Genomic DNA, 18,883 nt, shown 5'->3' on the forward strand with positions numbered 1-18,883 from the left:
CGTAAGCGCCTCACGACGACCGTCATAGACGAGGGCGAGAAGCGACATCAAAGTGGTGCCCATCATTTTCGATTTGATGGACATCACTGTGACAGAGCCGGAAGCCAAGCCGGGTAGCCGCAAGGGACGCCCAAACTACGATCGCGAGTTTCGACGCCGGCTTGCGGCCGCTGCATGCGAGCCGGGTGCATCGGTCGCAAAGCTGGCGCGCGAGAATGGCATCAATACGAACATGCTGTTCACGTGGCGGCGTCGCTATCGCGAGCAATTGCAGGCCCAAACGACGTCGCTGATTCCCGTGGCGGTGGTCCATGAAACGCCGGCGCAGCGCGTGACCATGCCCTCGGATGCTCGGGCAGTCGGCAACCGGACTACACGAGCCGGGACGATCGAGATTCGATTCGGCGAGGTGGTCGTCAAGGTGGACGGCATCGTCGAGGCCGACACGCTACGCGTTGTACTGGGGAGCTTGCGATCATGATCTCGCTGCCCACGGGTACACGCGTCTGGCTGGTAGCCGGCGTCACCGACATGCGTTGCGGATTCCAAGGGCTGGCCGCGAAGGTGCAGACGGCGCTCGAGGACAATGCGCTGGGCGGCAACGTATTCATCTTCCGGGGCCGGCGCGGCGATCTGGTGAAGCTCATGTGGGCGACCGAAGACGGGCTCTGGCTTCTTGCGAAACGGCTTGAGCGGGGCCGCTTCGTCTGGCCGCAGGCCGATGGCGGCAAGGTCCATCTGACGGCGGCGCAATTGTCGATGTTGCTCGAAGGCATCGATTGGCGGCAGCCGCGCCGCACCGCTGCACTGTCGATGTTGTAAACCGAGCAGAAGGCTCGTAAACTGCGCCGCATGTCGAACGGCGCCGAACTTCCTGACGATGTTGAAACGCTGCGAGCCTTGCTGCTCGAGGCTCGTGCTCAGCTTGCCGAGCGCGATCTGGAGATCGAGCAGCTCAAGGCGCAACTGGACAAGCTTAGGCGGATGCAATTCGGGCGCAAGTCCGAGCAATTGGATCGGGAGGTTGCACGGCTCGAAACCGCGCTCGAGGACCTGACGGGCGAGCGCGGCGTCGCTGATGTGCGGCGCGCCCGCCAATCAAGCGCAAGCACGCCTGTGAGCGACGCATCGCCGAAAGAAGCGCTACCGCCACACCTGCCACGCGAAGAACGTGTACTGGAGGCTGACGCAACGTGTCCGAAGTGCGGCAGCGCGATGCAGCCGCTCGGAGAAGACGTGTCCGAGCAACTCGCGCGCGTCGCTGCGGCGTTCAAGGTGATTCGTACGATCCGGCGCAAGACGGTTTGTCCGTGCGGCCACCACTTCTCGCAGCCGCCGATGCCCGGTCTGCCGATTACGCGCAGCATCGCCCATCCGAGCCTGCTGGCCGACATCCTCGTCTCGAAGTACGCTGACCACGCCCCGTTGTACCGCCAGTCGCAGATTGCCGCGCGCGACGGCGTGAAACTCGACCCGGCCAGCATGGGCCGCTGGGTCGGCCAGTGCGAGGCCCTTTGCGATGCGCTGACCGAGGCACTGCGCCGCTACACGGTGGCACCGTCGAAGCTGCACGCGGATGACACGCCTATCCCGGTACTCGAGCCGGGCAAGAAGAAGACGAAGACGGGGCGCCTGTGGGTGTATGTGCGCGATGACACCCGTTCGGGCTCGACCGAACCGGCCGCAGTGTGGTTTGCTTACTCGCCGGACCGCAAAGGCATTCATCCCCAAACCCATCTGGCCGGATTCGAGGGCATCTTGCAGGCCGACGCCTACAGTGGCTTCAACGAACTGTACGAGAGCGGCAAGATTCGCGAGGCGGCATGCTGGGACCACGCGAGACGGTACATATACGACGTGCATGCCCGAACGCCGACCGATGCGACCCGGCAGGTGCTCGAACTGATCGGCGGACTTTACGCGATCGAGGCCGACATCCGCGGCAAACCCGCCGCGCAGCGGCTTCGCGTGCGCCAGGAGAAAAGCATCCCGCTGCTCGCGGCCATCAAGACGTGGATGACGGACAAGCTTGCCACGCTGTCGAAGAAATCCGACCTGGCCAAGGCGATCCGTTACTCGCTTAACCAGTGGGATGCCCTCGCGCTGTACTGCGAAGAGGGCCGTGCCGAGATCAGCAACGCCCTGGCCGAAAACGCGCTGCGCTGTGTGAGTCTGGGTCGCAAGAACTTCTTGTTCGCCGGCTCCGATAGCGGGGGCCAGCGCGCTGCGGCGATGTACGGTTTGATCGGCACGTGCAAGCTCAACGGAATCAATCCGCGCGCTTACCTCGAATACGTGCTGACCCATATCGCTGATCACCCCATTAACCGCATCGACGAATTACTACCCTGGAACGTGGCAAGCAAGCTGCCAGGCAAGTCTTGCCCGCCTGCCTCCACGGGCTGATTGCTAGCGGGCCAACCCGAGCGCCCGATAACCAATCATGCCTCACGTGTGCGCCGTATTGCGAACGGCCTTCGCGAGGTGCTTACGTTCCGGCTGCGGGGACGACTCAGATGTCATGATCGACCTGGATTTCGGGACAAAGATTGACGCGCGACATTTGCGTTTGTTCGATCTTGGTGACGTGCAGTTCTCGCCTGCCGTCGACAGCGCGAGAGAAGTCGGGGAGCGCGTGGCCTACGTATGCGAGCGCATTCTGCATGTGGGCGCAACGCCGATTGTATTGGGCGGCGACCACGCGCAAGCCTTCTACACGATCGGCGCGCTCGCGGAGCGCTATCCGCGCTTAGGCGTGCTGCACATTGACGCGCATCCCGATCTTTACGCACTCGGTGGAGCTTGCGATGCGGAATTAAATCATGCGAACGTCATGCATTGGGTCCGCCGAATGAAGCATGTGGCTGCCATCTGGCAGGTCGGAATTCGGGATTTTTACCGACAGCCGACACATCAGCTATGTTGTGAACATGATTCAAAAATTAGAACGATTTCCGCTTTAGAGGCGGAAACAAGAGGCTATGCGCGGCTGCTTGAGCAGATGGACCGCTCGCTGCCTTGGTTTATCAGTTTCGACGTCGATGCGCTTAGCAACGCTGAGCAGCCCCAAACGGGAACACCGGTGCTAGGGGGGCTTAGCTTCTACCCCTTGTTGACGTGCTTCGATCAGTTGGTTCGGGACTTCCGAGTCGTCGGCATGGAGTTCGTGGAAATCGGTGATGCAGATCATGGCGCACACGGCGTGGCCGCGATTGCTGCCAGGCTGATCGGCCGCTATGTCTTTCAGCTCGGAGGTGCCGAACCGTACGACGGCTCCGTCTACACCTTTGCGGGCGGACCTTGAGCACAACATTTTGAACGGTGTGGGACGCGGTTTGTTTTCTGTTCACGAACGCCTGCGTCTGGCGGCTTCTACAGCGTTGATTTTCCCGATCTGCAAATGACTGTCTGTTTTTCATTACCGGGTATCTTCAAGCGTGGTTGGTCCCAGTAAGGTGGATAATCACACAACGACAGTCCATCGACGTTAGACAATCCCCATGTCCGACCTGCGCGACATCAATCTGAACCGCCTCGTTGTCTTCGCCGCCGTCGTCGAGGCGGGCTCGTTGAGCGCGGCGGCGCAGCGGCTCGGTCTCGCTAAAACGATGGTGAGCACCCACATTCAGCGGCTCGAAGCCGAAGTCGGCGCCACGTTGATCGTCCGCACGACACGCCGATCGAGTCTGACCGACGCGGGACGGACACTCTACGAAGCAAGCCGCGCGTGCGTGCAAACCGCAAGCGATGCGCTCGCCGCCATCTCGGCGCGGTCGGGTCCCTTGCGCGGCGTCGTGCGCGTGGCCTCGCCGATCGATTACGGCGTCCTCGTCGTGACCCCGGCGCTGGCCGAGTTGCGGCGCTTGCATCCGGAACTCGAGGTGGAACTGATTTGCTCGGAAAGCTATGTCGATCTCGTCGCCGAGCGCATCGACGTCGCCGTTCGCTTGGGGAATCTGAAGGATTCGAGCTACCGGGCCGCACGGCTCGGTCAGTACTTGCGGTGGCTCGTCGCGAGCCCCACGTTTCTAGCCGGCCGACCACTGCCCGAATCGCTGGAGGAGCTGGCTAACTGGCCGTTCGTCGCCCTATCGACGCTCGCCCACGCACACACGCTTTCGCTGAGCGACGCCAGCGGCGAGCGCGTCAGCATCCGCTGCAAGCGCACGTTCGTCTCGAACACGGCCAGCGCCTGCCGCGCCGCCACACTGGCCGGGATGGGATTCGGACTCCTCACGAACTTCTCGGTCGACGAGGATCTGGCCGCCGGGCGTCTCGTGCGCCTATTCCCGCAATGGGCCGGGGAGCCGGCCGCGATTCAGGCCGTTTTTCCATCGGCGAGCCAGCCTTCGCCGAAGGTCGCCGCCGTCATCGACGCATTGCGGACGTACTTGGAGCGCCACGCCTAGCGCTTCTTACTAGACGCACGCCGTCGCGCGACGGTAGGCCAGCGGCGAGACTCCGACGGCCGCTCGAAAGCGATGGCTGAAATGGCTCGCATTGGCGTAGCCCGTGCGGGCGGCGATGTCCTGCGCCGACAACGACGTCGTGCGCAACAGTTGCCGCGCCAAATCGGCACGGCGCTCGGCGATCCACGCATTCGGCGGCATGCCGAACGACGTGCGAAACATGCGCGAAAGATGGAATTCCGATAGGCACGCTACCTCCGACAGATCGCCGAGCGTGATCGCCTCGGTCAAATGCGCGTCGATGTAATCGCGCAGCCTGCGTCTGACCGCCGGCGCAAGCCCACCCGTGACGGGTGCGTCGCCGCGGCGCACGCCTTGACTGCGCAGCAGCAGGCTCAGGATTTCGTGCGCGGTCTCGTTCGCACGCAGGCGATCGTCGCTCGTCTCCCACGGTTGCGCGGCCAGCGCATGGCATAGGCTCGCCATGCGGGCATCCTCGAAATACGTGCGATCGGCGAGCGTCAGTTCGCGCGGCTCCCGATCGAGTTCGTGCACGGCGCGGCGCGTGAAATGCTCGGGCAGGAAGTACAGATGCATGAAGTGCATGTGCCCGCGCACCCACCAGCGCGATTCGTGATCGCCGGGAAGGGCGCACAACCGCTGCGGCGCACCGTACTGGCCGGGCAACTTCTGGCGCTCGGTGCGATAGCCGCCGTTCAGATAGCACGAGAGCGTGTGATGGCCCGGGTTGTCGTAGGCGGTCTCGTCTTCGACGATGTCGCGGCGCCAAACGGCCGCGGCGAGCCGGTCGCCGAGCCAAGCGAAGCGCTCGAGCGTCGCATTGGCATTGGCGAGCGTCACCCCGACCGAGTGCATGCCGAACGGCGGCGCGTCGGCGCCGGAGGCCTCGATGGGGACAGGGACGAAGGGGCTTGCGATCACGGCGTCGGCAATGCGAATCGAATCAAGACCGGATGAGTATAAAGAAAGTGGGAAGGGCGTGCGGACACCCCTTTGGCGCGGGCGAATAAAACCGCAAGGATAGACAACGCGCGGGGAGAACCGCCGTTGCATAGTGGGGGATCGGCGAGCCGCGCCGGCTTGCTTTACCGATCCCTGATCCCTGATTTCTGACGACTGATTCGAGTTTTTCGATGAACCTGCTGCTTTATCTGACCACCGTGCTCATCTGGGGCACCACCTGGATCGCCATCAAGTGGCAGACGGGCGTCGTCGCTCCCCCCGTCTCGATCGCGTTCCGCTTCATCTTGGCATCCATCGTCATGCTCGCGATCGTGCGCCTGATGCGCCGTCCGATGCGGCCACCGCGCGCCGCCTGGCCGCTGCTCTTCGGTCAAGGGCTTGCGCTGTTCTGCTGCAACTTCCTGTGCTTCTATTACGCCGAGCAGATCGTGCCGAGCGGCCTCGTCGCCGTCGTCTTCTCCACGGCGCCGCTGTTCAACGCGATCAACGGCCGCGTGTTCATGGGCCGCGCGTTGCAGCCGAGCGCGATCGTCGGCGCGGTGCTCGGCCTCGTCGGCATTCTCTGCTTGTTCGCGCCGCAGATGATCGGCCATGCGGGCGACCACGCCATGTGGCTCGGCTTGGTGATCACGCTCGTCGGCACGATGTGCTTTTCCGTGGGCAATCTGCTGTCCAGCCGCATGCAATCGATGGGGCTGCATCCGACCGCGACCAACGGCTGGGCCATGCTGATCGGTGCGAGCATTCTCACCCTCGGCAGCCTCGCGGCCGGCTTCTCGTTCGAACCCGAATGGACGCCGCGCTACTTGGGCGCGCTCGCGTATCTGGCCGTGCCGGGGTCCGTGATCGGGTTCACGACGTATCTGATGCTCGTCGGGCGCATCGGCCCCGAGCGGGCCGCCTACAGCACCGTGCTGTTCCCGTTCGTGGCGCTGGCCGTATCGACCGTCTTCGAAGGGTATCGGTGGTCGGTGCCGGCGGCGGTGGGCCTCGCGCTCGTCGTGCTCGGCAATCTGATCGCGTTCAACGTATTTCGGCAACTCCGGCTGCTGGGCTCGCGCGGGCGGGCGCTCAGGTAGGGTCGGTCCGGGCCGGGCCGTGTGCCGGCCGCGCCCACGGGCCGACCGGCACGCGGTCCTTTTTTTCGGCGGTTCCGGCAAACGGAGCGAATCGAGCGGTATCGTCGCCGCTCGTTTGCGGTGCGCGTGTCGATGCATGGTGCGGCGCACGCGCGCCGGGAGGCCCACCATGCTCGATTTTCACGATTCGACCGAAAACGCTGCGCGCCGCGACGTGCGCATTCTCGTCGTCGACGACGATGCGCTCGCGCGCTTCATCGTCGCCGATCAATTGGACGCGCTCGGCTGCCGGTGCGTCGACACGGCTGTGGATGGCGCGGAGGCGCTGCATCTCGCGCTCGATCGTCCCTACGACCTCGTCATCACCGATCTGTGCATGCCGGCGATGGGCGGCCAAGCCTTGTTGGCGGCGCTGCGCGCACACGATTTGTCCATGCCGGTCATCGCCGGAACGGCCTGGCGCGAGCCGGCGCCGGCGAGCCGGAGCGTCGCGCCTGCCGATGCGGAGCCGCATGGCGGCTTTGCCGCGGTGCTGCGCAAGCCTTTTTCCGTCGCGCAACTGCGCGGGTTATTGGAAGCGCATGCCGGCGGCTCGTTGCCGGGCCGGCACGGCCGTATGCCGGCCGCATCGGCGCGCCGCGCCTTGCGCGAGGCCTTCGCGGCAGCCTGGCCGGACGACGAGACGGCGCTGCGCGCCGCACTCGCATCGCTCGATGACGAGGCCGCGCTCACGCTGCTTCATCGGCTTCGCGGCGCGCTCGCCGTGCTCGGCGATGCGCGAGCGCGGCACGCTTGTGCTCAGTTGCAGGTGCGGATCCGCCGCGGCGGCCTCGAAGCGAACGCCGCACGAATCGAGCGCTTCCTGATCCTTTGCGCGCAAATCGGTCGCGGGGCAGGGCCGGTCTGAGCCGCAGCCGGATGCATGCCGAGTGAGCGTATCGGTCGAGCAGCGCCTGCTGAAAAAGACCAGGCACCCCAATTGCTCGCCCGTCCTAACGTCCTAAGCGGTCGAGCGCACGTCGGCGGCTGGCGCACGCATATCCGCCCCGTCTATAAACAATCGAGAGGGGCGACCCGCGCCTACCCAGGACGACCGCCGCACGCGCGAAAGCCCGCCGCGGTGCGCGAAGCCTGTTGCGAAAGGAGCAGACGATGCAAAACGACAGCGCATTGCAATCCACCATCGACGCCATCGTGCAGGACGGCAAGGGCCTGCTCGCCGCCGACGAAAGCGGCCCCACGATCGCCAAGCGGTTCAAGACGATCGACGTCGAATCGACCGAGGAAAACCGCCGCGCGTGGCGGACGCTGCTGCTGTCGACGCCCGGCCTCGGCCGATACGTGAGCGGTGTCATCTTGTACGAGGAAACGCTCGGCCAACGTGCCGACGACGGCGAGCCGCTGCCGAGCCTGGCCGCGCGCCAGGGGATCGTCCCGGGGATCAAGGTCGATACGGGGAAAATCGCGCTTGCGCACGCGCCCGGCGATGAAATCACGCAGGGGCTCGATGGTCTTGCCGGCCGGCTCGAGAAATACAAGGCGCAAGGCGCGCGCTTCGCGAAGTGGCGCGCCGTCTACAACGTCTCCGACACGCTGCCGAGCCGGCTCGCCGTGGAGGCGAATGCCGACTCGCTCGCGCGCTATGCCACCATTTGCCAGGAAGCGGGCATCGTCCCGATCGTCGAGCCCGAGGTGTTGATGGATGGCGATCATTCGATCGATCGCTGCTTCGAGGTGACGGAGGCGGTCCTGCATGAGGTCTTTCATGCCCTGCATCGCCATGCGGTCGTGCTCGAGCATATGCTGCTCAAGCCGAGCATGGTCGTCGCCGGCAAGGCGCATGCGCGGCAAGCGCCGGTGAGCGAGGTCGCTGCGCGCACGGTGTCCGTTCTCGGCCGCACGGTGCCGCCGGCCGTGGCCGGCATCTACTTCCTCTCGGGCGGTCAGACGCCGCGCGAAGCGAGTGTCCATCTCGACGCGATCAATCGCACGGGACGCCGCCCTTGGCCGCTGAGCTTCTCGTATGGGCGCGCGTTGCAGGAGCCGCCGCTCGCGTGCTGGCGAGGGAATCCGGAAAACGTCGAAGCGGCGCAGCAGGCCCTGCTCGAGCGCGCGCGGCTGAACGGTGCTGCCGCACGCGGCTGCTATGACGCCAAGGAGGAGGCGGCGGCGTAGCGTGCCGACCACGCAAAAAAAGCGAAGCGGCCGCTAGCCGCTTCGCTTTTTCATTGAGATGCCGGTCGCAGCCGGCGCCCCCGAACCGCTCAATGCAGGGCCATCTGCACGACTTTGACGATCACGAGCCCGACGGCGATCACGAGGTAGCCGCGCAGCGAACCCATCCACAAACGCGTGGCGAACGTGAGCTTCGGCGGCGGCAACTCGTCGAGCGCCGGCATGCGCCACGTATCGCGCAGCGCGCGGTTTTCCGCGTGCGCCGCGGTCGCTGCGCGCTTCGCTGCGGCGGCCGTGCCGTCCCGGCTGCGCACGAATTCCGCGCCGAGATACCCGAGCGCAAAAAGCCCGATGCCGCCGACGAGAATCCGGATGATCGCCGCGCCTGAAATATCGGGGAAGACGGTCGCGGCAGTCAGGACGATCGAGAGCACGACGAGGATCGCGATCACGCCACCCGTGAAGACGTTCAACCGTTTCGAGTTGACCCAGGGCCCCAGCACGGCCTTGTCGTTGCACAGCAGCAGCAGGAACACCGTGGCGCTTGGCAGCAGCACGCCGGCCAGCGTTTGCACGGCTTCGGTCAGCAGGCCCAGCGGGCTGCCCGGCATCAGCACGAGCACCGCGGCGAGCGCGACGATGCCGAAGTAGACGAGGTAGAAGCCCTTCGCATCGAGGACGCTGCGGTGCAGTGAATGGCGGATGCCGAAGACGTCGCCGATGGCATAGGCCGTCGAGAGCGAGACGGCCGCCGCGCCGATGATCGACGCGTCGAGCAGCGTCACCGCGAAGATCGTGGCCGACGTTTGGCCGACGTACTTGTGCAGCCCAGCGATCACGCCGCCGGCATCGGTGAACTGACCGAACTCGGGACGGCCGCCGAACAGCGCGGACGTGAACGCCATCATCGCAACGGCGCCGACGATCACGAAGCCGATCCCGATCCACAGGTCGATCTTTTCGTACTTCATGAAGCGCGGCGTGATGCGCTTGTCGATCACGTAGCTTTGCTGGAAGAACAACTGCCACGGCGCGACGGTGGTGCCGACGATGCCGATCACGAGCAGCATGACGTCGGACAGCCGCGAATCCTTGGGCCAGCTCGGCACGGCGAAATCGCGCGCGATGACGCCCATGGGCGGGTGGATCGAAACGAGCACGGGCACGAGCAAAAGGCTCAGCAAGCACAGCGCGATCGCGAATCGTTCGAAGCGCCTGAAGTCGCCGGTGCTGACGGCCGCCATCGTGAGCACCGCCGCGATGCCCACGCCGACGATCTTCGATACGCCGAGAAAATCGAGTGCGAACGTGATGCCGATGAACTCGGTCACGATCGTCAGCGCATTGAGCAAGAACAGATCGACGACGCTGAAGGCGCCCCAGAACTTGCCGAAGCGTTGAAAGATGAGGCGTGCATGGCCGACGCCCGTGACGGCGCCCAAGCGCAGCACCATTTCCTGATTGACGTAGAGCACGGGGATCAGCAGCGCGAGCGTCCACAGCAGCGTCGTGCCGTAGTTCTGGCCCGCTTGCGTGTAGGTGCCGAACGCGCCGGCGTCGTTGTCGCCGACCATGACGATGAGCCCCGGACCGAGGATGGCGAGCAGCGTGCGCAGGCGCGCGGCCCAATTGCGGCGCGGCGCGGTGTCATGGTGCGCGATCGTCCCGAAGGCCCCTTTGATGTCGCCGATGTGGGCGTCGTCGAGCACGGCGCGGCGTGCCGGCGAGACGTTGATTGGCGTGGACATTGTGTCTTTTCCTTAGCGATGCTTTGATTTTCTATTCGTGATGGCGAGCAGGCCGCCGGCGCGTGCGATCTCGCAGCGGGCAGCCCGCGGCCACCGCTCAGCCGTTGAACTTGAGCAGTCCGGCAATACCGGCGAGGCAGCGCGCGGCAATCTGGCGTGCGCGGTGCGTGCGGGTGGCTCGAGCGAGAGGGTTCGGATAGTGGCCGCGAGCGTCGGTGAGATGCGGCAGTTGCGTGACGAGCAGAGCGAAGTACATGGCGATTCCTTCGAGCAATGGTTGAAACCTGAGTGACGAAAGGCCTGATTCGAAGGCCCGGTCGGTTTCTGCTCGCCCGTCCCGCTTAATGCGGATCGAGCGCGAAGGAACGCATGCGGCCTCGGTTCAGGCGATGCAGGCGGCGCGCAGCGGATGCGGGCGCCGCGTCGAAGATCGGCTAGGGTCGGGGTCGGTCATCGAAGACTCCTTTCTCGCAAGGTACGGACAGTCCAGACGCGAGGCGCGCATGAACGTGTTCATCGGCACGCCGGCAACGATGCTTTAAGCGCGGTGCCGACGCATACGGTTCGGCCGCATGCGAACGCGCACGCGGCAACGCACCGTTGGGCGCGCATGCGTGAACGAACGCAAAGCGGCGCCGAACGGCACGATGGCCATTCGAAATCGATGCGCGAAAGAAGCTAGGAAAAGACTGCGATGCGCACCGTCTGCCTGTTGGCTCGACGGTGGCTAAAGGAAGAATTCAGCTGGCGTCGTGCCTATCAGGCAAAAACACTGTTCGAAGGTCGACTACTGCAACTGTCCAAGGCAAATGCCCCATCTGTGGAATTAGTGAAATTTTAGTTGCCGCAGGGAACCGGCGTCAACTTGCGATTTCGGTAGCACGTTAAAAAATGTGAGTGCGTCCGTGCGTTTGCGTGCGCATTGCGGCGGGCGCCTTTGATGTGCGGCGCCTTTTCCGTTCGGCATGGTGTCAGATGCGCGCAACATCGGTCGCGCACAATGTGTGCGCTGAACGAACCGGCGAATGTCTATGCGGGCGAGGCGTCATGCCGGTCCCGCTGCGGAGCGCCACTGCCGCTACAGCGTGCACGATTCGTGAGATTACACTTGCATTACCAAAATAGGTGCGCATAGAATCCGCGCTGTTTAGTTCAGAGGAGAGTCCTTCGTGGACGCAGGCTCTAGTAGTCGATCTTGTTTGCCGGCCGGCGCCGGCAGTTCGTTTGCAATCGCGCGTCAGCGATACTGAGCCTCCTCAGCCGCTGACTCGCGTTGTGCGGGTCAGTGCGCTTCTTATCGGATCGTCTCGATGACGTTCCGTCCGTCGCCCACTTCCGATTTCATGGCCGCTTGCCGCGTTCGCACGATCGCGCGCTGCGTGTCGTTCATGCATTGTCTCCGGCTCGAGGCCGGACCAACGGGGAGTTGCGTTTTCCATGTACGTCGAACGTTTCCTGCGCGCTTCGCGCGACTATCTCCATACGCCTTCGTGCCGCACGCCGGCTGCTGCGGCGGTGCTCCTGCTCGCCGTGGCGGGCAGCATATCCATGCCGGCGCACGCGCAAACCGCTTCCACCGACGCCCCCGCACCCGCACCCGCGGCGAGCGCTGAGGGCTCGAATGGACAGAAAGAATCGAACGAGTCGAACGACGCTGCCAAGGCGCCGCAGGCTGCTGCCGCGCCCGCGGGCCTCTGGGATCGCTCGGCGCTCTTCGGCGACATGGGCGGCCTGCGCACGCTGCTCGGCGATCACGGCATCACGTTCAATCTGCAAGAAACGAGTGAGCTGTTCGGCAACTTTTCAGGAGGCACGAAGCGCGGCGTGGCCTACGACGGCGCGACGCAATTCGGCTTGAACGTCGACACCGATAAGGCCTTTGGGCTGAAGGGCGGTCAATTCTTCGTCGATGCATTGCAGATTCACGGGCACGGCATCACGGCCTCGCATCTTTCGACGCTGCAAAGCGTGAGCGGCGTCGAAGCCGAGCCGACCACGCGCCTGTGGGAGCTCTGGTATCAGCAATCGTTCGGCGATGCATTCGACGTCAAGATCGGCCAGCAAAGCCTCGATCAGGAATTCATCGTCAGCCAATACGCGAACACGTTTCTGAACGCGACGTTCGGCTGGCCCGTGCTGGCGGCGGCCGATTTGCCCGCGGGCGGTCCTGCCTATCCGTTGTCGTCGCTCGGCGTGCGCGCGCGCTACAAGGTGAGCGATGCGGTGACCGTTCTCGGCGGCGTCTTCGACGGCAACCCGGCGCCCGGCGTCGGCGATCCGCAAAAGCTGAACGGCACCGGTACGCGCTTCAACGTACACAACGGGGCCTTGTTCATCGGCGAAGTCCAATACGCGATCGGTCAAGCACCGGCTGCCGGCGCGCCGCAACCGCCGCAAGCATCGAGCGTCTTGCCCGGCACTTACAAGCTCGGCTTCTGGTACGACACCACGCGTTTTGCCGATCAGCGCGAGGGCACGGATGGCCTGTCGTTGGCCGATCCGGCGTCGAACGGGCAGTCGCGCATGCGGCACGGCAACTTCAGCTTCTACGCCGTGGCAGACCAAACCGTCTGGCGGCCGAGCGCCGATTCGCCGCGTTCGATCGGCGTGTTCGCGCGAGTCATGGCGGCACCGGGCGATCGCAACGTCGTGGGCTTCGGCGCCAATGCCGGCGTCGTGATGAAGGCGCCGTTCGCCGGCCGCGACAACGACGCAGTCGGTCTCGCGCTCGGCTATGCCGACATCGGCTCGCACGCGAGCGCATTCGATCGCGACGTGGGGGCGAATACGACACCGGGCTACCCAGTGCGGACGGCCGAGACCGTGGTCGAAGCGACCTATCAGTATCAAGTCGCGCCGTGGTGGCTCGTACAGGCAGACTTCCAATACTTCTTCCGCCCAGGCGGCGGCGTGCCGAACCCGAACCCGAGCGCGGGCGGCGCGCGCATCGGCAACGAAGCCGTCGCCGGCGTCAGGACGGTCCTGACGTTCTGACCTGCTCGGGCACGAGCGAGTCGATCAGCGTGCGCATGCGCTTCCAATGCGACCCTTCCCAGAAGACGCGCCGGCAAACGTCGCACGTGACGAACTGGGCATGGCGCTCGAGCACGCCTTCGGGCGCACGGCCGGCCGCCTGCGCCTTGTCGATGCGGCGCAGCGGGGCGTTGCACGCTAGGCAGAGCCGGAACGCTCGAACGCTGCCGGCCAAGTCGAGCCTGTCGACCACCTCCCGCAATTGCGCTTGCGGCTTGAGCGCCCTGACGTAGCAGCCATGCGTGATCGTGCGGCGCTTGAGCAGCTCGCGATCGCGCGTGAGCACGATGCGGCCTTCCGCGTGTGCCAGGGCCTCGATCTCATCGTCGGCGAAATGATTGTCATAGAGCGTATCGAAGCCGGCTAGGCGCAGCAACTGCGCGAGTCCGCCCAGATGGGCGTCGGCGATGAAGCGGATCGTGCGCATCGGCCGCTCGCGCACACGCAGCAGCGGCGAAATATCGAGCGCTTCGAATTTCGGATAGACGGCCACGCGGTCGCCGTCCACGAGCACGCGGTCGAAGCCGACCGATTCCCCATTGACGATGATGAGCTCGACCTCGGTATGCGGCACACCGAGCGCCTCGATCATGTGCTTGGCCGTGGCGTTGCGCGCGCAGACGCAACTGAAGGCGCGAGCGCGCAGCGGCCGGGCGAGAAAGTCGTTCAGCTCTTCGTAAAACCGAAACGTGGCGGTAACGGGCGGCATCGCACGAGTATCGCACCGGCGGCGCCGATGCGTGCGCCCTTGGCGGGCAAGTTCTCGGCAATCATGCTCTACTGCCGGTTTTCGAGCATAGGAGCGAGCGATGGACATCGGTTTTATCGGCCTCGGCAACATGGGGCACGCAATCGTCGAAAACATGCTGAAAGCGGGCCACCGGGTGCGCGTCTGGAATCGCACGCGCGAACGCGCCGAGCCGCTCGCCGCGCTCGGCGCCCACATCGTCGACGAGCCCGCGCAAGCATTCGCCGGCGATGGTGTCTTCTCGATGCTCGCCGACGATGCCGCCGTTGCGCAGGTCATCGATGCGGCGCTGCTCGACGGCGCGCCGCGCGATCTGGTCCACGTCAACATGGCCACGATCTCGGTGGCGCAGGCCGAAGCGATGGCGCGCGAGCACGCCGCGCGCGGCATCCACTACGTCGCCGCGCCGGTCATGGGCCGGCCCGACGTGGCGGCGGCCGGCAAGCTGACGATCATCGCCGCGGGCCCTGCCGAAGCCGTCGATCGGGTGCAGCCGGTTTTCGACGTCATTGGGCAAAAGACCTGCCGCATCGGTTCGCTGCCCCAGCATGCGAACGTCGTCAAGCTGGCGGCCAATTTCGCGCTGGCATCGGCGATCGAAACGCTGGGCGAGGCCGCCTCGCTGCTCGCCGGGCATGGCGTGGCGATGACCGATTATCTCGACGTGATCACCGCGAGCGTGTTTCCCGGCCCCGTTTATGCGGGCTACGGCAAGCTGATTGCCGAACGGCGCTACGAGCCCGCCTTGTTCAAAGCGCGGCTCGGCCTCAAGGACGTGCGGCTGGCGCTGGCGGCTGCCGAGGCAACGTCCACGCCGATGCCGCTCGGCAGCCTCTTGCGCGACAACCTGCTCGAGGTCATGGCGCGCGGCGACGGCGAGAAGGACTTCGCCGTGCTCGGCGAGGTGGCCGCGCGGCGGGCCGGACGCTGAGGCCGAACCCGCCGCGGGGCGGATCAATACGCGAAGTACGGCCCGGTGCCGCCCGGCGTCGACTGTTGTTCGATGGCGGCGTAGACCTTGCGGCCATAGAAGAACGGCAGGCCCCAGTCGAACACTTGTGAGCCGACGAACGCAGGGCCCGCGAACAGCGGCATGACCGGTGCGCCGCCGGAGGCTTGCCAGATCTGCGCGGCGTTGCCCACGCTGAACGTGACCGAGCTCGTGATGCCGTTGCTGCCGGTGTTGACGGCGCTGAGCTGGACCGTCGAGCTCGGGCAGTAATAGGCTTGATCGGGGCTGGCGCAGGCCGGCATTTGGGTCGTCGAGAAGAACAGCCCCGTGGAGCCGCTGTCGATGATGCTGCCCGAATAGGTCGTGCCGTTTTGCGTCGTCGTGAAGACGCCGCGAGCCGGATCGACCCCGATGACCTGGGCCGAGCCGAGGCTGTTGTTGCTCTCGGTGCCGATGCCGAAGATCAACTCGCCGCTGAGGCTGGCCGCGCTGCCGCTCGGCACGGCCGGCAAATCGACGATGACGCCGTTGCCGTCGGCGCCGAAATACGGCACCGGATTGGCCACCTGCGCCGATTCGGCTACGGCGGTCGGCGTGCAACTCACACCCGAGCAGCCGTAATAGGTGCCTGAAATGGCTTGATTCGCGCACGCCGCGCCGCAATCGTGCTTGAACACGCCGATGCCGAGGATGCCGTTGGCGGCCAGCGCGCTCGGCGTGTTGCGCGCCGCGCCCGTGTTCGAGCAACTGCTCGGCACGGCCGCATAGTTTGGATCGATGACTTGGATCGGCAGCGAGGCAGCCAACTCGCCGCCCACGCGGAGGTCGGCGGTCCGTACCGAGCCCCACGTATATCCATCGAAGAATTGCATGCATTCGGCGAGCGCGTTGCCGTTGCCGGCCGTTCGCTGCGGCAGGGCGACGGAAGCCGGCAGTTGCGAGGCGAATACGCGCAAGCCCCACGAGCCCGTATCGACCAGTACGTGATCGATCGTTTGGCAACTCGTGCTGCCGGGCGCGCACACGGTCACGCTGACGAACGGCATGTTCGGCACGCCGGACACGCCGCGGTCGACACTGATGGCGGCGACGTTCGCGAGGGCGGCCGTGGGTGCCTGCGACGTATTGCTGACCGGGGACGGCCCGCCGCCAGATCCGCCGCCACCGCCGCCGCATGCGGCGAGCAGGGACGTCGTCAACCAAAGCGCCGCTAGCACGACGGCTCTGAAACCGGATAGTCGAAACATCGCCCGCGCTCCTTACCGAACGACGCCGGCATCGACGCCGGGAGGCAGCGCTTGCGGCAAGTAGGCGTGGCCCGAAAACGCACGCAGATGTCCGCTGCTGTAGACGACGAGGTCGCTCGCCGAGACCGCCAGCGGGCTGCCGCCGCGCGTCGCGCTGGCGGAAACGAACCGGTCGAACGCGGCGCCGAGCATCGTCTTCAGATCGGGCAGCGTCGGGCCGTCCCAGGCGACGCCGAACACGATGTCGTCTGCGCCCGCGTATTCGCGCACGACCGTGCCGGACGGTAGCGTGATGGTGTGGACGGTGTAGGGGCCTTGCACGCTGCTTGCGTGTGCAATGGCAACGAGGCGGGTCGCGTCGGCCGCGACGCTATCTGCGGGCTGACCGAGCGCCGCTTGCGCGGCGGGTGCGGCGATGAAGCCGGCCGCGGCGAGCGCGACTGCGATTGCGCCCGAATGAACATGCGATTTCACTGCGTTTCCTCAGCTGTTGATGCGCCGCGCGCGGCGGGAACGCCAGCCAGCACGCGCTTGGGGACGGATTCGTGATCCGGCAGGGGCGGCCGATGTCGTAACCAGACAGGTGAACGGACGCGCGGCGCCGAACTTTAGGCACCGATCTCGACTTCGATGACGGAAGGCGCGGTCGGACGCATGCGCCGAGGCGGAAAACGGCGGGCGCGGGCGTGTTTCATGGAGGGCTTGCGAGCACGGTGCGGCGAGGCGTTCAGGCCATTTCGCGAGACGGCTGCGTTTGAAGCGCACGCATGAACGGGCTCGCTGCCGCGAGATTGAAAAAAATTTTGCGTATGTGGGCAGAAACCCTTATTTTTAACCGAGCGTTGAACTTATTCTCCAAACGCTCGTTTCATAAGGCAGCCCCCTATCCGTGACAACGCGAATCATCAGACGAAGCACCGCGGCGGCCGATCGCCGGCGTCGCAGTGAGCCCTGTGCAACGAGGATGAAGCAATGAAATCCGATTGGTACGGCGCGCAAGGAATGGTCGCAAACGGAAGAGACGACGAGGGCGAATCAAGCGCCTCGCACCGCAAGCGCGTGTTGATCGCCGACCGCGACGAGACGGCGCGCCGGATGCTCGTCAACGTGATCGAAAGCCTCGGTTACGAGGCCGTTGCGGCCGAAAGCATCGACGATGCGCTCGATATTGCCCGCCGCATGCCGCTCGACGCCGCCCTGATCGACGTCGGGGCGCCGATGCTCGAAGGGCTGCCTGTGGCACGGCGCATGCGGGAGATCGTCGGGCAATCCGCATTGCTGCTGATTGCGCTGACCGGATGGGGGCAGCCGCAGTACCGCGACATGGCGCTCGCGGCCGGATTCGACGTCCATTTGGTAAAGCCCGTCGGGGTCGATCAGCTAGGGTTCCTGTTGTCGATGACGCTCGTGTGAAAGGGGGGCGATTCACCGTCGAATGTTGCGTCCGGGCAACGGGGAAAGGTTTACGGAATTCGGTGTGTTGCAACGCACCAACCGGTTTGCTAGAGTGAAGTTGTCTCCTCCATGTCTCCTCTGATATGGATTCAGCCCGCCAAACCGGCGGGCTTTTTTTTATGTCCGCCCGCAATGCGTCATCGCGCTGCGCCAGCTCCCTCAAAATTTGTACGACACGGCCACGTAGGTGATGAGCGGATCGGCCGTCAGTTGCGCCTGAGTCGTGCCGAGCAGCGTGCCGTCGGCTGCGCGCACGTACACGGTCGATCGGGTCTTCAATGGGATGTAAGTGAGCGAGGCGCTCAACCCCCAGTGGTTCGTGATGTTGTACGACGCACCGACATTGAAGACGGGGGCCCAGGAAGGCGATGCTTTCGCCGAAACGCTCGTGACCCCGGGCTTCGCCGCACCGGCTGCGAGCACGGAGCCGAGGTTGTTCTGTGTCGATGTGACGAAATTCGGATTGAGCTGGATATCCGTGAAGAAGTTGTAGGAAATGCCCACGCCGACGAACGGCCGGAACCGAGCGGTCGCCGAGTTGAAGTAGTACTGGATCATCATCGCGGGGCTCCATTGGCGTACGCTCTTGACGATCGGCTCATTGGCCGGATCGTCGAGGTTTTCCGTGCCGAGCGCGCCGGCGGGCCCCGGCGGCACGATCGAGCCGCGGCCCTTGAGCTTGAACGTCGGCGGCACGCCGGCGACGGTCGTGAGCGCGATATGGTCGGTGAAGAAGTGGCTGATGACGAGACCGGCCGTATCGGCATTCGTCGTCGACAGCCCCGTTCCCGACGATGTGAACGAACTCGGCAGCCGCAGCGGCGTATCGATCGGCTGCGGCGTCACGTAGGTCGTCATCGGCGTGCTCGAGTCCTGCGGCATGATGTGGAACCACCCGAGCGAGACGACGTTGTCGCCCGCGTGCTGCGCATGCGCGGCGGTGGCGAACAAGCCCAGCCATGCCGCGCATGCGGCGGCCCATGTTCTCTTATCCATGTTTCCTCCCTGTTTTCTCGTTTCTCGTTTTCTTGTGCGACCGGCGCGGCTCGCCGC

18 protein-coding genes are annotated in these 18,883 nt (G+C 65.1%); 11 read left to right on the top strand and 7 right to left on the bottom strand.

The window, feature by feature from the left end; genetic code table 11:
- Positions 1-52 precede the first annotated feature (52 nt).
- From tnpA to ACTHNZ_RS18020, 5 genes are all read left to right on the top strand, one after another.
- Positions 53-481: an IS66-like element accessory protein TnpA gene (tnpA, locus tag ACTHNZ_RS18000; protein ID WP_440543915.1), complete on the top strand. Its 429-nt coding sequence runs from the start codon at positions 53-55 to the stop codon at positions 479-481.
- Positions 478-822 (top strand): IS66 family insertion sequence element accessory protein TnpB, encoded by a 345-nt coding sequence (gene tnpB, locus ACTHNZ_RS18005; protein WP_206951009.1) that lies wholly within the window; start codon positions 478-480, stop codon positions 820-822. The genes tnpA and tnpB overlap by 4 nt, the downstream gene beginning before the upstream one ends.
- Positions 823-852: 30 nt before the next feature.
- Positions 853-2,406 carry an IS66 family transposase gene (gene tnpC, locus ACTHNZ_RS18010; RefSeq protein ID WP_440543916.1) on the top strand — a complete coding sequence of 518 codons (1,554 nt, stop codon included), beginning with the start codon at positions 853-855 and terminating at the stop codon, positions 2,404-2,406.
- Between the two features lie 115 nt (positions 2,407-2,521).
- Positions 2,522-3,304, top strand: coding sequence for an arginase family protein (locus tag ACTHNZ_RS18015; protein WP_440543917.1), 783 nt, complete (start codon positions 2,522-2,524; stop codon positions 3,302-3,304).
- A 196-nt stretch (positions 3,305-3,500) separates the two neighbouring features.
- On the top strand, positions 3,501-4,409 hold the full coding sequence (locus ACTHNZ_RS18020; RefSeq protein ID WP_440543918.1) for a LysR family transcriptional regulator: 909 nt from the start codon (positions 3,501-3,503) through the stop codon (positions 4,407-4,409).
- A gap of 9 nt (positions 4,410-4,418) precedes the next feature.
- Here ACTHNZ_RS18020 and ACTHNZ_RS18025 read toward each other — a convergent pair whose 3' ends face one another.
- Complete coding sequence (locus ACTHNZ_RS18025; RefSeq protein ID WP_440543937.1) at positions 4,419-5,285, bottom strand: helix-turn-helix domain-containing protein; 867 nt, start codon at positions 5,283-5,285, stop codon at positions 4,419-4,421.
- Between the two features lie 278 nt (positions 5,286-5,563).
- Between ACTHNZ_RS18025 and ACTHNZ_RS18030 the strand changes: the two genes are divergently transcribed.
- The 3 genes from ACTHNZ_RS18030 to ACTHNZ_RS18040 all read left to right on the top strand — a co-directional run bounded on the left by ACTHNZ_RS18030 (position 5,564) and on the right by ACTHNZ_RS18040 (position 8,647).
- A complete protein-coding gene (locus ACTHNZ_RS18030; protein ID WP_440543919.1) occupies positions 5,564-6,472 on the top strand; it encodes a DMT family transporter in 909 nt (302 codons plus the stop codon).
- 169 nt (positions 6,473-6,641) lie between these two features.
- Positions 6,642-7,379 (top strand): Hpt domain-containing response regulator, encoded by a 738-nt coding sequence (locus ACTHNZ_RS18035; RefSeq protein ID WP_440543920.1) that lies wholly within the window; start codon positions 6,642-6,644, stop codon positions 7,377-7,379.
- Positions 7,380-7,624: 245 nt separating this feature from the next.
- The gene (locus tag ACTHNZ_RS18040; RefSeq protein ID WP_440543921.1) at positions 7,625-8,647 is read left to right on the top strand and encodes a class I fructose-bisphosphate aldolase; all 1,023 of its coding nucleotides are present in this window, start codon (positions 7,625-7,627) and stop codon (positions 8,645-8,647) included.
- 89 nt (positions 8,648-8,736) lie between these two features.
- Here ACTHNZ_RS18040 and ACTHNZ_RS18045 read toward each other — a convergent pair whose 3' ends face one another.
- The gene (locus tag ACTHNZ_RS18045; protein ID WP_440543922.1) at positions 8,737-10,395 is read right to left on the bottom strand and encodes an NRAMP family divalent metal transporter; all 1,659 of its coding nucleotides are present in this window, start codon (positions 10,393-10,395) and stop codon (positions 8,737-8,739) included.
- A gap of 97 nt (positions 10,396-10,492) precedes the next feature.
- Positions 10,493-10,651, bottom strand: a complete 159-nt coding sequence (locus tag ACTHNZ_RS18050; RefSeq protein ID WP_440543923.1) for a hypothetical protein — start codon at positions 10,649-10,651, stop codon at positions 10,493-10,495.
- Positions 10,652-11,832: 1,181 nt separating this feature from the next.
- Between ACTHNZ_RS18050 and ACTHNZ_RS18055 the strand changes: the two genes are divergently transcribed.
- Positions 11,833-13,389: a carbohydrate porin gene (locus tag ACTHNZ_RS18055; RefSeq protein WP_440543924.1), complete on the top strand. Its 1,557-nt coding sequence runs from the start codon at positions 11,833-11,835 to the stop codon at positions 13,387-13,389.
- On the opposite strand, the gene ACTHNZ_RS18060 is transcribed toward ACTHNZ_RS18055, so the two are convergent.
- The gene (locus tag ACTHNZ_RS18060) at positions 13,367-14,137 is read right to left on the bottom strand and encodes a Mut7-C RNAse domain-containing protein (RefSeq protein WP_440543925.1); all 771 of its coding nucleotides are present in this window, start codon (positions 14,135-14,137) and stop codon (positions 13,367-13,369) included. The genes ACTHNZ_RS18055 and ACTHNZ_RS18060 overlap by 23 nt on opposite strands.
- 100 nt (positions 14,138-14,237) lie before the next feature.
- On the opposite strand from ACTHNZ_RS18060, the gene ACTHNZ_RS18065 reads away from it, so the two are divergent.
- Positions 14,238-15,107: an NAD(P)-dependent oxidoreductase gene (locus ACTHNZ_RS18065; RefSeq protein WP_440543926.1), complete on the top strand. Its 870-nt coding sequence runs from the start codon at positions 14,238-14,240 to the stop codon at positions 15,105-15,107.
- 23 nt (positions 15,108-15,130) lie between these two features.
- On the opposite strand, the gene ACTHNZ_RS18070 is transcribed toward ACTHNZ_RS18065, so the two are convergent.
- Both ACTHNZ_RS18070 and ACTHNZ_RS18075 read right to left on the bottom strand, forming a co-directional pair.
- Complete coding sequence (locus ACTHNZ_RS18070; protein ID WP_440543927.1) at positions 15,131-16,375, bottom strand: DUF3443 domain-containing protein; 1,245 nt, start codon at positions 16,373-16,375, stop codon at positions 15,131-15,133.
- A 12-nt stretch (positions 16,376-16,387) separates the two neighbouring features.
- Positions 16,388-16,849: a DUF2844 domain-containing protein gene (locus ACTHNZ_RS18075; RefSeq protein ID WP_440543928.1), complete on the bottom strand. Its 462-nt coding sequence runs from the start codon at positions 16,847-16,849 to the stop codon at positions 16,388-16,390.
- A 498-nt stretch (positions 16,850-17,347) separates the two neighbouring features.
- Here ACTHNZ_RS18075 and ACTHNZ_RS18080 point away from each other — a divergent pair, with 498 nt between their 5' ends.
- Positions 17,348-17,788 carry a response regulator gene (locus ACTHNZ_RS18080; RefSeq protein ID WP_440543929.1) on the top strand — a complete coding sequence of 147 codons (441 nt, stop codon included), beginning with the start codon at positions 17,348-17,350 and terminating at the stop codon, positions 17,786-17,788.
- Between the two features lie 201 nt (positions 17,789-17,989).
- Here the strand turns inward: ACTHNZ_RS18080 and ACTHNZ_RS18085 are convergent, their stop codons facing one another.
- Entirely contained in the window at positions 17,990-18,826 is an 837-nt protein-coding gene (locus tag ACTHNZ_RS18085; RefSeq protein ID WP_440543930.1) for an OmpW/AlkL family protein, read from the bottom strand.
- Positions 18,827-18,883 lie beyond the last annotated feature (57 nt).

The organism is Trinickia sp. (assembly GCF_051953955.1).
Classification (GTDB): domain Bacteria; phylum Pseudomonadota; class Gammaproteobacteria; order Burkholderiales; family Burkholderiaceae; genus Trinickia.